This window comes from Hymenobacter terrenus (assembly GCF_000972495.1).
Lineage (GTDB): Bacteria > Bacteroidota > Bacteroidia > Cytophagales > Hymenobacteraceae > Hymenobacter > Hymenobacter terrenus.
Map to the genome: position 1 here is coordinate 1 of NZ_LATM01000032.1, position 13,119 is coordinate 13,119.

The 13,119-nt window shown below is 59.2% G+C and carries 9 protein-coding genes and 1 pseudogene; 6 read left to right on the forward strand and 4 right to left on the reverse strand.

The features are described 5' to 3' along the window. Positions 1-1,443: pseudogene (locus WX88_RS22870) on the reverse strand (hypothetical protein); the annotation flags it as partial. Positions 1,444-1,776: 333 nt separating this feature from the next. On the opposite strand from WX88_RS22870, the gene WX88_RS22875 reads away from it, so the two are divergent. The 3 genes from WX88_RS22875 to WX88_RS22885 all read left to right on the forward strand — a co-directional run bounded on the left by WX88_RS22875 (position 1,777) and on the right by WX88_RS22885 (position 5,397). Next, the gene (locus WX88_RS22875; protein WP_231590773.1) at positions 1,777-2,463 is read left to right on the forward strand and encodes a succinate dehydrogenase cytochrome b subunit; all 687 of its coding nucleotides are present in this window, start codon (positions 1,777-1,779) and stop codon (positions 2,461-2,463) included. A 101-nt stretch (positions 2,464-2,564) separates the two neighbouring features. After that, a complete protein-coding gene (locus WX88_RS22880) occupies positions 2,565-4,499 on the forward strand; it encodes a fumarate reductase/succinate dehydrogenase flavoprotein subunit (RefSeq protein ID WP_046246754.1) in 1,935 nt (644 codons plus the stop codon). Positions 4,500-4,641: 142 nt separating this feature from the next. Then, positions 4,642-5,397 (forward strand): succinate dehydrogenase/fumarate reductase iron-sulfur subunit, encoded by a 756-nt coding sequence (locus tag WX88_RS22885; protein ID WP_046246788.1) that lies wholly within the window; start codon positions 4,642-4,644, stop codon positions 5,395-5,397. Positions 5,398-5,513: 116 nt separating this feature from the next. On the opposite strand, the gene WX88_RS22890 is transcribed toward WX88_RS22885, so the two are convergent. Further along, positions 5,514-6,374, reverse strand: coding sequence for an aldo/keto reductase (locus WX88_RS22890; protein WP_046246755.1), 861 nt, complete (start codon positions 6,372-6,374; stop codon positions 5,514-5,516). 141 nt (positions 6,375-6,515) lie between these two features. Beyond that, positions 6,516-7,676 (reverse strand): MFS transporter, encoded by a 1,161-nt coding sequence (locus tag WX88_RS22895; protein WP_046246756.1) that lies wholly within the window; start codon positions 7,674-7,676, stop codon positions 6,516-6,518. Between the two features lie 661 nt (positions 7,677-8,337). On the opposite strand from WX88_RS22895, the gene WX88_RS22900 reads away from it, so the two are divergent. The 3 genes from WX88_RS22900 (at position 8,338) to WX88_RS22910 (ending at position 11,468) form a co-directional block, all read left to right on the forward strand. Beyond that, complete coding sequence (locus WX88_RS22900) at positions 8,338-8,856, forward strand: Crp/Fnr family transcriptional regulator (RefSeq protein WP_046246757.1); 519 nt, start codon at positions 8,338-8,340, stop codon at positions 8,854-8,856. 344 nt (positions 8,857-9,200) lie between these two features. Beyond that, positions 9,201-10,082 carry an alpha/beta fold hydrolase gene (locus tag WX88_RS22905; protein WP_046246789.1) on the forward strand — a complete coding sequence of 294 codons (882 nt, stop codon included), beginning with the start codon at positions 9,201-9,203 and terminating at the stop codon, positions 10,080-10,082. 102 nt (positions 10,083-10,184) lie between these two features. Further along, positions 10,185-11,468 (forward strand): MFS transporter, encoded by a 1,284-nt coding sequence (locus WX88_RS22910; protein ID WP_072053086.1) that lies wholly within the window; start codon positions 10,185-10,187, stop codon positions 11,466-11,468. A 255-nt stretch (positions 11,469-11,723) separates the two neighbouring features. On the opposite strand, the gene WX88_RS22915 is transcribed toward WX88_RS22910, so the two are convergent. Next, positions 11,724-13,097, reverse strand: coding sequence for a hypothetical protein (locus WX88_RS22915; protein ID WP_046246758.1), 1,374 nt, complete (start codon positions 13,095-13,097; stop codon positions 11,724-11,726). Positions 13,098-13,119 lie beyond the last annotated feature (22 nt).

A 13,119-nucleotide genomic window follows, 5' to 3' on the forward strand; every position in this document is an offset into this window, starting at 1 on the left:
GTTTTCCTTCCGATAAATATAGAGGCTGTCCGCGTTGGCGCACTGATACGTGTTCCACGTCAGCAAACTACGGTTGAGGCCACCACCCACGCCCGCGTTGGCAGTAGCACGCAGGTTTTGGGGAGGCGGCCCCACCACCCTGATACGCCACACTTTCTCATCAATCAGTGGTGGGTTGGTATTGGTGACTGGATTGGGATTGTCCCGCGCTTTGAAAAGCACTTGATAGGGCTGCTGGGCCACGTCACGGCATTCAGTTTGCCAGGAAAAGGTGCCTCGAGCTAACGGCGGCCCAGTCTGGGTCTGAGTAAACGTGGCCGGTGGCAAGATGCCAGCAAAGGCAAACAGCGTAATGGGCGTCTGGGCAGTGCTGCCCGCGGCAACCCCGTCGGTGGCCGTAACTATACCTGTAACTGGCTGCCCGGCTATCACACAGATGTCGGCCGGAATTGTCAGGGTTGGGGGCTGGTTATTGGTTGCTGAAACAATAATCTGCATGTCCCGAATGACTTCCCCGATATTTACAACGCCGGCAGGCGTGCGCCGCCACTCCTTCACTATCAGGGCCGCATTGTAAAATCCGGCGGCAACGGGGGCATTCCAGGTAATTTGCCCTCTGTTTATCACATTATCCATCACGAAGATGGCTGGCGCGCGCGGTATCCCTGCCGGTATTCCACTGTAAGCTACCTGTAGCGGTGGGTTGGTGGCCGGGGTTATGCTTGGGCTATTGGGGTAGCGGTAGTTGGTGCATAGTACAGGAACGGGCGAGTTGGTCCCGGTAGGCGGCAAATTACCGTCGACGCCACTAGGAACCTGCTGACAGGGCAGTAATTCGTAGGATAGCGAGTCGCCATCCGCGTCGTAGGCGCTGGGGTTGTGCAAAAAAGGCACACCTACCCCCGCACGGTCAACTGCCGGAGCCAGGAGCACTGGCGTACGGTTACGCCCGAAAATGGGGTCCAGGTATATTTTTGTACTTATATAGAAACTCTGTCTGCCCGACAGGTCCATATTCAGCACTCCGTCGTTGCGGTTCTCCCCGATAAATTCAACTGTAAACCGTCCCGTACTAGGATAGGTGTGCTCAAAGTAATAAACATTGAGCCCCGTGTCTGGATAGCCCGGAATAGGTACTGCATTCGGCGTACTGCGAGGAATGGCATCTTTTCCACTCGATGTACCATCACCGAAAAAAATAGTGACCGTGGGCTGGATAGCGGGTAGTTGTCCACCGGTCCCAACCAAATCGGTGTATAGTACCATCTTAAAAAAGATGCGCCGGGGATTACGATTGGCAGTAGTATCGACCTTGGCTTGAATGTCGCCGGCGCGGATGTGGGAAGCCCGGACCACCCGTGGCCCCAAGCCCGCCCAGACGACTAGCACTAGCGCTGCAACTCGTGCCAATGATTGCACCCGAAGAAGAGTAATATGCATCATACCGATTAGGTAAAGAAAAACAAGAAGGGTGACTAAAGCATCAGTTGCAATAACCAAAGCGGTACTGCAATCCAACCTTTAGCCAGCTTACAGGGTTATAGACTCCCTCACTTGTGCGAGTGTAACAATGCCTGATAAAGATACCTTCACCAAGCTCCGCCGTGATTTTAGGAACCAGGCTCCACAGGCAAGAATCGGGCCTACGCGTTGTTCGGTTAGCAGGTGGGGCCTACCTTTGACCCCCATAAACATACCTCTTCACTTCCCAAGTTTGGCTACTTTATGAGTTGGATAACAAAAACTTTAACCAGCACCATTGGCCGGAAGATAATTATGTCCGTTACGGGCTTGTTTTTGTGCACGTTCCTGGTAGTTCACCTGGTTGGTAATTTGCAATTATTTAAGCACGACCACGGCGCGGCCTTCAATATCTACTCTCACTTCATGGGCACCAATCCTATCATCCGCACCATTGAATGGGGCTTGGTGCTGGGCTTTGGCTTCCATATCTATGAGGCCTTTGCCCTCACCAGCCGCAACAAGTCGGCCCGTGGCGCGCAGGGCTACGTGTCGAATCACGCCGAGCAGAATAGTGAGTGGACTTCGCGCAACATGGGTATTCTGGGCACCATTATCCTCATCTTCCTGCTGATTCACCTTTACAATTTCTTCTGGCGCGCCCGCTTCGGCTCGCTCGACCCAGACATTAACAACAACGACGACTTGTATTCGCTAGTCGTTAGCTCGTTCAAGCAGTGGTGGTATGTGGTGCTGTACGTAGCCGCGCAAATTAGCCTGGGCTACCACCTTTGGCACGGCTTCCGCTCCGGCTTCCAAACCCTGGGCCTGAACCACCGCAAGTACACCCCGATTATCAAGTACGCAGGCTATGTGTTTGCCGTGGTGGTATCGGCAGCTTTTGCTTCTATGCCGCTGTACTTCTTCTTGTTCACGAATGAAAAGGGCGAGCTGGCTGCCAATGCGCCAACGCTCATTCACGCCGTGGCTTCGGCTTTCTAAAATTACCTGCCTTAGGTGCCGCAGAATAATTGCCGGGCCGGGAACACCTGCGGCTTACAGCTGTTCTAATACCAATAGTCACTCCATCACTCCGTTACTTTATGCTGTTGGATTCCAAAATTCCCGAAGGCCCCCTCGCCGAAAAGTGGGACAAGCACAAGTTCAACGTCAAGCTTGTGAACCCCGCCAACAAGCGGAAATACGACGTGATTGTGGTTGGCACCGGCCTAGCCGGGGCGTCGGCCGCGGCGTCGCTGGCGGAATTGGGCTACAATGTAAAGGCCTTCACCTTTCACGACTCGCCGCGCCGGGCGCACTCCATCGCCGCGCAGGGTGGCATCAACGCCGCGAAAAATTACCAGAACGACGGAGACTCGGTGTTCCGCCTGTTCTACGATACTATTAAGGGTGGTGACTACCGCGCCCGCGAAGCCAACGTATACCGTCTGGCCCAGGTATCGGTCAACATTATCGACCAATGCGTGGCCCAAGGTGTGCCCTTCGCCCGGGAATACGGTGGCCTGCTGGCTAACCGCTCCTTCGGGGGGGCGCAGGTGAGCCGCACGTTCTACGCCCGCGGCCAGACCGGCCAGCAGCTACTGATTGGGGCGTATTCGGCCCTGAGCCGCCAGATTGCCTACGGCAAGGTGAAGATGTACACCCGCACGGAAATGCTTGATCTGGTCATGATTGACGGCGTGGCCCGTGGTATCGTGACGCGCAACGTTGTTACCGGTGAGATTGAGAACCATGCCGCCCATGCGGTAGTACTGGCTACCGGCGGCTACGGCAACGTGTTCTATTTGAGCACCAATGCAAAGCAAAGCAACGTTACAGCCGCTTGGCGTGCTCACAAGAAAGGGGCTTTCTTCGCCAACCCCTGCTTCACTCAGATTCACCCAACCTGCATTCCGGTGAGTGGCGACTATCAGTCGAAGCTCACACTCATGTCGGAATCGCTGCGCAACGACGGCCGCGTGTGGGTACCCAAAACCGTGGAAATGGCTGAGCGCTTGCGCAAAGGCGAAATCCGGGTGCAGGACATTCAGGAGGATGACCGCGACTACTTCCTGGAGCGCAAATATCCCGCTTTCGGTAACCTGGTACCGCGCGACGTGGCTTCGCGCAATGCTAAGCAGATGTGCGACGAAGGCCGCGGTGTAGGCAGCACTGGTCTGGCCGTGTACCTCGACTTTGCCGAAATTATTCAGCGTACCAGCGCCGACGCGGTGAGCCAGAAGTACGGCAACCTGTTTGCTATGTACGAGAAAATCACCGGTGAAGACCCCTACAAGATGCCGATGCGGATTTATCCGGCGGTACACTACACCATGGGTGGCCTCTGGGTCGACTATAATCTGCAAACCACTATCCCCGGCCTCTACGCCACGGGCGAGTCGAACTTCTCGGACCACGGTGCCAACCGTCTGGGGGCTTCGGCTCTGATGCAGGGCCTGGCCGATGGCTACTTTGTGATTCCGTACACCATTGGCGACTACCTGGCTCAGACACCGCCGAAGCCAGTTGATACCCAACACCCCGCCTTCGCCGAGGCCAAGGCGGGCGTGCAGGCCCGTACTGAGCAGCTGCTCAGCATCAATGGTACGCGCACGCCGGATGATTTCCACAAGGCCCTGGGCCACTTGATGTGGGAATACTGCGGCATGGCTCGCAACGCCGAAGGGCTGCGCCACGCCAAAGCGGAGATTCAGCGACTGCGCAAGGAGTTTTGGAGCGACGTAAAAATTGTGGGTACCGGCGAAGAGCTTAACCCCACTCTGGAGAAGGCCGGCCGCGTAGCCGACTTCTTGGAGCTGGGCGAGTTGATGGTGGACGACGCCCTGGCCCGCAACGAAAGCTGCGGCGGCCACTTCCGTGAGGAGTACCAGACTCCCGAGGGTGAGGCCCTGCGCGACGACGAGCATTTCGCCTACGTAGCCGCCTGGGAGTATCGGGGCGAAAACGTACCTGAGACGCTTCACAAGGAAGATTTGCAGTTCGAAAACGTAAAGCTGACTCAGCGCAGCTACAAATAAATTTGAGTTATGAGTTGTGAGTTAAAAGTTATGAGTTGGTCATCGTCCAGATTTATCCACTCATCAAGCTTTTGACTCATAACTTTTAACTCATAACTCACAACTCAAAAAAATGGCCGGCTCCAATCCCAATGCCAAACCGATGAATTTGACCCTGAATGTGTGGCGGCAACCCAACCGGCACACTCAAGGTAAAATCGTGGAATATAAAGTGAAGGACATTTCACCTGAAATGTCTTTTCTCGAAATGCTCGACGTGTTGAATGAGGACCTGCTGCGCGCCGGGCAGGACCCAGTGGCGTTCGACCACGACTGCCGCGAGGGTATTTGTGGGTCGTGCGACTTGTTCATCAACGGCCGCAGCCACGGCCCCGAAAAGGGCACTACCACCTGCCAGTTGCACATGCGCAAGTTCTCGGACGGTGATACCATCACCATCGAGCCCTGGCGCGCTACCGCTTTCCCGGTAAACAAAGACCTGAGCGTAGACCGCTCGGCTTTCGACCGTATCATTCAGGCGGGGGGCTACATCAGCGTGAACACCGGCGGCGTGCCCGACGGCAATGAAATTCCCGTACCAAAAGACCTTGCCGACCGGGCTTTTGAAGCCGCTACCTGCATTGCCTGCGGCGCCTGTGTGGCGGCCTGCAAAAATGCTTCGGCCATGCTGTTCGTCTCGGCCAAGGTATCGCAGCTGTCGCTATTGCCACAAGGGCAGCCCGAGCGCAAAACCCGCGTGGAGAACATGGTAGCTCAGATGGATAAGGAAGGTTTTGGAGCGTGCTCCAACATCGGGTCCTGCGCGGCCGAGTGCCCGGTGGGCATCTCGCTGGAAAACATCGCCATTCTGAACCGGGAGTTCCTGACAGCCAAGGCTACTTCGAATAACCTGGCGTAAGATATAAAGCTGTTTAATTGAAAAAGCGCGATGGGTGACCATCGCGCTTTTTTGTGGCCGTCTTGATGGCGCCGCTTTTTCAGAGTGCAACTTTGAAAGAGCGGCGCTGCTGTTTCCTATGCTGCGCTGGTGACATCCAGCGCCTGCATGTCTTCGGAGGATAGGTGAATGTCGGCCGCTTTCAGGTTCTCTTCCAGGTGCTTCACTTTGGAGGTACCGGGGATGAGCAAGATGTTGGGGGAATGGTGCAGGAGCCAGCTAAGGGCAATTTGCTGTGGGGTGGCTTGGTGCTGCTGAGCTAGCTGGTCGAGGGCGGCCAGGGTTTGGGCATTGCCGCCACCTAGGGGATACCACGGAATGAAGGCGATGCCTTGGTCGCGGGTGTAGGTCAGCTCAGCTTCCCACTTGCGGTTGTCGACGCTGTACATGTTTTGCACCGACACCACTTTCACGTATTCCTGGGCTTTTTTGATTTCCTCTACGCTCACTTCGGAGAGGCCGATGTGCTTGATGCGGCCATCCTGCTGAGCTTTTTGCAGAAACTGAAGCGTGTCCTCGAAGGGAACCTGAGGGTCAATGCGATGGAGCTGGTAGAGGTCAATCTGGTCGAGCTTCAGGCGTTTCAAACTGCCATTGAGCGCTTCTTCGAGGTGCTTGGGGCTGGCATCGATGGGCCACTGGTTGGGGCCGGTGCGGAGCAGGCCACCTTTGGTGGCGACGACCAAGTCGGTTTTATAAGGGTACAAGGCCTCGGCAATCAGCTCTTCTGATACGTGGGGGCCATAGCTGTCGGCGGTGTCGATGAAGTTGATGCCCAATTCGATGGCCCGCTGCAGCACGCGGATGGATTCGTCGTGGTCGGCGGGCGGGCCCCAGATGCCGGAGCCGGTAATACGCATGGCGCCAAAGCCAAGACGGTTGACGGTGAGGTCGCCGCCGATGGTGAACGTGGCGGAGTAGTTGGAGGTGGTTGACATGGGGAATGGCTTAGAAATGGAGCACCGTCACCAGCTTTTCAGCCGGAGGCGCTGCATAAGACAAGTCCTGCATCGTGATTATTGTTTGCCGAGGCGCGGTAGGCTGCTTGCGGGTTCTTATCCAGAAACCTCACCCCGCTCCTACCCTTCCTCTGGCAGCTTTGGCACCAGCCACACCACCAGGCTGCCCAGCAGGGCCACCATCGCAAACGACCAGCGCAGGCTGGCAGCTTTGGCCACAAAACCCACCAGCGGTGGTACCATCAAGAAGCCGAAGTAGCTCACCGTGGAAACCGAGGCAATGGCCGCGCCGGCCCCCAGGGGGTCGGCCTTGCCGACGAGGCTGAACACCAGCGGCACCACGCACGACACTCCCAGCCCACCCAGCACGAAGCCCAGCCCGGTGGCGACCGGATTGGGGAAGGCCGCAGCCAGGAGCAGCCCGGCGCCCATCAACAGGCCGCTGGCCTGGAGGATGGGCTTGGTGCCGAAACGCCCCACCAGCCAGTCGCCGGAGAAGCGGCCGGCGGTCATGGCCACGGTGGCGAGGGTGAAGCCAATTGGGGCAATGGATTTGGGCGCGTGCACGGCCTGGGCGAAGTACACGCCGCTCCAGTCGTAGAGCGTGCCTTCGCAAGCCATGGAGGCGAAGGTGATGAGGCCGAATTGCAGCACCGATTTGTCGGGCCAGGAAAATGTGGACCTAGCCGCCGGCGGTGGCAGGGGCAACGACAGGCTCCCCGGGGAAAAGGCCAGTGCCAGGGCCGTGAGCACCACCGACACTGCCACAAAATGGTGGGTGGTGGGCACGCTGCGCCCAATAAGCAGGCCGCCCAGGCCCGCCGCCGCAAAGCCCGCCACGCTCCAGATGCCATGAAACGAAGCGATGATGGACCGCTCGTACAAGGACTGTACGCCCACCGACTGGGCGTTCATGGACAGGTTGAGCAAGTTGCGTGACGAGCCGAAGCAGAACAGCAACACCACCAGCTGCCACGTGTGCGCCGCAAAGCCCAGCAGGCCCAGCGCCAGGTTATAGAGCACCGCTCCCACCAGCATCACCTGACGGCTGCTGAAGCGTTGTAGCAACTGGCCGGTTACGGGCAAGGTAAGTATCAGGCCGGCGGGCAGCGCCAGCAACACAGTCCCTAACTGGGCTTCGCTGAGCCCCAGCTGGCGCTGAATAACCGGAATGCGCGAGGCCCAGGTAGCAAAGCCAAAACCCGAGACAAAGAAAAACAACGCAATAGCAGTGCGGGCCCGTACGGGAGAAATCCCAGGGGCTATCAATACTTCACTCATAATAAATACCGTGGACGGGCACTGCCCAAACGGCCACGCTTACGAAAAAGCCGGGGCCAGCGGCTAGCTAAATGACATGTGGGGCCGCGGCTTTTTTTATGGTGGTACTACTGGCATAGCTCCGCATAAAATGTGTTCGCACTTTCGGAGTTATACTTCCCTTTGGGCATTTTTGCAGAATCGTACACAACTCCTCACGGGGTAGCCCTAGCTTCTCAACGGCGGCGGATGCTTTTGGGCAACGGGAATTGCCGCAAGATGTCCCAGTCGAAGGGGGCCTTCGAGGCGGCTGTTCCGAGAAGTCCTATTCCCCCTGCAGGTTAATGTGGTGCCAGGGCTACCCCGTGAGGAGTTGTATACGATTCTGCAAAAATACTCCCTTGAGTAATTAATTCTGATTGCGACGTGGGAGTAGCTGTAGCGTGGACTCTGCGAGTCCGCGCGTGAACGAACCGGTAAAAACCGGGCCACGCGCGGACTCGCAGAGTCCACGCTACACACCCTAAACCGATGCCGACAGCTTCCTTTGAAAGTTGCTGGCGGCCGGTCAAATGCGGCGCGCAACTCCAAAATAGCGGCGGGCTTGCCTCTCCAAAATGCTGACTATGATGCCGGAGTACTTCGACTTTTTTAATGCCTTCAGCCCCGTGGGCCGCGCGATGTGATAGCCCGGCTGCTGGACGCCAGCAGCCCGAAAACGGTCCGCCGTGGCGAGTTTATCACCCGGCAGGGACAGGTGCAGCGGGAGCTGCTGCTGGTGGAGGAAGGTGTGCAGATGTCGTACCTCGACCATGAGGGCACACCCCACGTCATTGCCTTCACCTATCCGCCTTCCCTGAGCGGCATTCCGGAATCGTTCTGCTTTCAGGTGCCGTCGCGCTACCACTTGCAGGCGCTTACCGACAGCCGCTTTCGGGCCGTGCCTTACGCCGCGCTGCTGGCCCTGATGGATGAAAGCCAGCCACTGGAACGGGCATTTCGCCGGCTCACCGAAACGCTGCTGGCCGGAATTATCAGCCGCCACCTCGACTTGCAGACCCTACCCATTGCCGAGCGCCTACGGGCCTTTGCCCAACGAAGCCCGCACTTGTTTCAGCTGGTGCCGCACAAGTACCTGGCCAGCTACCTGCACATCAGCCCTACCAATTTCAGCAAGCTGTACAACTCAGTAATCTTGTAGCTACTCAGGAAGCTGTTGGGGAATATCTAACCCCATAAGAACAGGCCTGCTGAGCCCGCCGAAGCATCTCTACCGCTTTGTTAACGCGGTTTCGGGTTCTGTGTACCGCCCCGCTGTAGCGCGGACTTTTAGTCCGCGAGTCCGCCTGACCGTCTCATGCGCGGACTAAAAGTCCGCGTTACGGTACACCGACTCCGAAACTGCGCCAACGAAGCGGTGGAGATGCTTCGGCAGGCTCAGTATGACAAAGAAACGAGTTCCTTATAAATCTTGGTGTAAACCAACTTTTTGCTGGTGGTGGGCCGTGACTTTTGCAGCGGTTATTTTTCTTACTCCGCTGCCGCATGGCCACTGCCCCGCTCCCTCATTTTCCCTGGCTCGATACCACGGAATATCCATTTGCCGCGCACTACCTGACGCTGCCCGATGGCCAACGCCTGCACTACATTGATGAAGGCCAGGGTGAGGTGCTGCTCTTCGTGCACGGCACCCCGTCGTGGTCGTTCGACTTTCGCCACCAGGTGAAGGAGCTGGCCCGCACGCACCGCTGCGTCGCGCTCGACCACGTAGGCTTTGGCCTGTCGGATAAGCCGGCGCACTACGACTACCGCCCCCAGCAGCACGCCCGCAACCTGGCCGCGCTCATCCAGCACTTGGCCCTGCGGCAGCTCACGCTCATCGTGCACGATTTCGGGGCCCCCATCGGCCTGGCCTACGCCCTGGAGCACCCGGCCAACGTGCGCCGGTTGGTGGTGCTGAATTCCTGGCTCTGGGACGTGTCGGCCGACCCTGCTTTTATCCGGGCGCGGCGGGTGCTGACCAGCCCACTGCTGCCCTGGCTGTACCGGTGGTTCAACTTTTCACCCCGGGTGCTGCTGCCGCGGTCGTTTGGGGCGCGGCCACTGGCTGCCGGGCTGCGCCGACAGTACACCGCGCCGTTTGGTCACGCCCGCGAGCGGCACGGCCCCGTGGGCTTTGCCCGCGCTCTGGCGCACGAGCAAGCGTGGTTCGGCAGCCTCTGGCAGCGGGTGGCGGTGCTCTGCAACACGCCGGTCCTGTTTCTGTGGGGCATGCGGGATGTCTTCTTCGGGCCGGCCTACCTGCATAAATTTGCCGCGGCCTTCCGCCACGCGATTGTGGTAGAGCTACCCACCTGTGGGCACTTCCCCCAGGAAGAGGAAGCCGAAGCCGTGCTGCACCACTTGCGCCAGTTTTTAGCCGCCTGAAAACCGGCTCTGGCCGGCTCAACCAGAAGCTACCACAACTGGACTGTTGGCGCATCCGGTGGTTGGATAACGCGTGCTGGACGCCATTGCTACATTTGTCCCGTGCCTCTCCTCCCCGACCGCCGCCTGCCGCTGCTCTACGCCATTTTGCTGGTAGATGTGGTGGTGGGTGCGGCGGTGGGGCCGGTGATGCCCGAGTTTGTGCGCGGACTGCACCAGCCGCAGCTGTGGCTGTCGGTGGGTACGGGCATTTTCCTGGGGATGCAGCTGTTTTCGGCGCCGCTGCTGGGGCGGCTGGGCGACGGCTACGGCCGACGGCCTATTTTCATTCTGTCAGCGGTGGGTACGCTGCTGGCCAATGTGCTGCTGCTGCCCGTGCGGGCGGGGCTGTACTTCGTCAACCGCGTGTCGGATGGGCTCACCAATGGCATGTACGCCACGGCGCGCTCGGCCATTACCGATATGTCGCCGCCCGAGCGGCTGTTTCGCAACCTAGGCATTGAGGGGGCCATTATTTCGCTGGGCTTCGTGCTGGGGCCCATGGCTGCCGGTGTACTGCTCACGGTGCTGCACGTGCCCCCCGCCCAGCAGGCAACCTACGTGGTCCGCCTGGCAGTAGCCCTGGCCGCCCTCAACGTGCTACTGAGCCTGTGGCTCCCCGAAACCCACTTGCAGCGCAACGGCGTGCGCGGCGCCGAGCTGCGCGCTGAGCTGGCACGGACAGTAAACCCGCTCACCCTCTGGGCCCGGCTGCGCGCCAAGAACACCAGCAACCCCGGCATCCGGCGCATCGTGCTCACGCAGGTGGCGCTCACGCTTAGCACAGGCTACTATTTCTACTTTATTGCCTTTATCAGCCTGGGGCCAATGCGCTTCGATGCGCGCGACATTTCCTACATGTTTATGTATTTCGGCGGGCTCAGCATCGGGCTGAACTACGTGTTCTACACCTATTTTGCTGACCGCCTCAACCAGCGCCGGGCCATTATCTGGCTGGCGGCGCTGGGGGTACCAGTGCTGCTCGGCTACGGGCTGGTGGGCACGTCCAGGCCCATATTCTACGCCCTCATTACGCTCGACTGCCTCACCCTTTCGCTCATTCAGGGCCTACTGGAAGGGCGACTGGCCCGCCGCACGACCGAAGCCGACCGCGGCGAGATTTTCGGGCTGAACCAGGCGTTTCAGGCGCTGGCCAGCTTTGCCACGGCACTGGTTTTCGGGAGTTTGTCGGTGCTCGATTTGCGGCTGCCCTGGCTGTGGTTTGCGGCTTGCCTGGCGGCAGTGGCGGTGCTGGCGGCACGCCGGGAGGTAAAGCACCTCACCCCCGGCCCCTCTCCAAAAGAGAGGGGAGCCACGGCACGAGAACAGGGTAACTTATCTCAATAGAAAGTCATCTGTATAAACTAGACTTGTTCCCAAATTAGAATCCTGGTAAAAGAACGTCATGCTGAGCTTGTCGAAGCATCTCTACCGCGCAAGTAATCAATGCTGCTACAACGAAGCGGGAGAGATGCTTCGACAAGCTCAGCATGACAGACGATTTTTCCGCTTTTTCCTAATTCAGGAACAAGTCTACTGACTAGTTCATCAGGCTCCCCTCTCTTTTGGAGAGGGGCCGGGGGTGAGGTTCGCGCCACCATCCTAAGTCGCGGCAACTGCTTTCAAAAATGCGTAGGCGGCTTGGGGGTGACAGATGTCGGAGTGGCCGTGGATATAGGTATCGGCTTTCAGGTTGTGGACCTGGCCGGGGCCGAAAGCGTAGGCGAAACCGACGGCTTCCAGCTGGCCATTGGTGGCTTCCGGAGTTTTTTGGGCCCCGTTGCTGCCCAGGCCGCCGTACTGGTCGTTGGGGCCACCGATGGCGCTGGCGGCCTGGCCGGCCAGCCGCGAGGCCAACGGATACATGGTGCCCACGGCGCGGTCGTTGCGGGTGTGGCTGACCACAATGGGGCCGGTGACGGTGCGGTCGCTCAGCACGCGCCGGAAGAAGCCGTCGCGCTTGCCGTCGTATTTGCCCGAGAAGCCATAGTGGGAAAACGCCCCTTGCAAGAGCGTCATCGAGTCGACGACTACGCTGGTAGCGGCGTCAGCTCCCGCCGTGGCGGCCGTGAGCAGGCGGCACCCGAAACTGTGCCCCACAAGGTGAATTTTCAGGGCTCTTAGCTGCTGGTCTGCCCGGATGCGCCGGAGCAGCTCGTTGGCGCCGCCCTGGCCCACGAGGCCCGCCCGCTCCTTCATCTGGTAGTAGGTAGTCAGGTTCAGAATGTTCAGGGCCGCCGCTTTTATTCCGCCGAAGAAGCTGCTGCCAATGCCCGCCGCGTGCCCGGCCGCCGGAGCCACGTCGGCGCTATTCGTCAGGCTCTCGGGGGGCAGGGCCGTGGCGGGTGGCGGCGTTTTAAACCGGTCGAACAGCTGCTCGCCGCTCAGACTGCGGAATTTTGCGGCCTCATCAATTTCTATTATCTGGTCGCGGTCGGGTAGCAGGCCGCGCAGTAGCGCTACGAACTGCTGCCGGGCGGCGGGGTCATTTTCCAGCTGCGGCACCAGCTGCTGAGCCTGCGCCAGCCTGGCATCGGCATCGGAGGCGGCAAACGTGCCTTTCAGCTGCGCGTCGGTCGCACTGGTGTCGGTGGTGCTTTTCAGGCGCTCCAGCTCGGCAACGAGCATAGCATTGCTAATGGGTGAGCCAAGGCCCGCGGCAGCGCCGGGCGTGAGCTGGGCATCGGCAAACTTCTTCGAGGGCCATAGCACACCCAGCACCACCAGGCGGCGAGCGGCAAAATCCAGCCGGGCCTGGGGGTCGTTTAGCACGCCCCGCACCTCGCCCAGAAAGCGCCCATATAGGTTGCGGGCTTCGGCCATGTCGTTGTTCCAGCCGTGCGAAATTACCAGCAGGTCGGTGGACTGGGTAGCACGCAGTCCTTCTAGCAAAGCAGTGGCCTGGGCTGGGTTGAACAGGCTGCCATCCTTAGCAAACTCGACGGGGAAGAATGGGAAGTCGTGCAGGGTATTCATAAGAAAGGAATTATAACGGTGG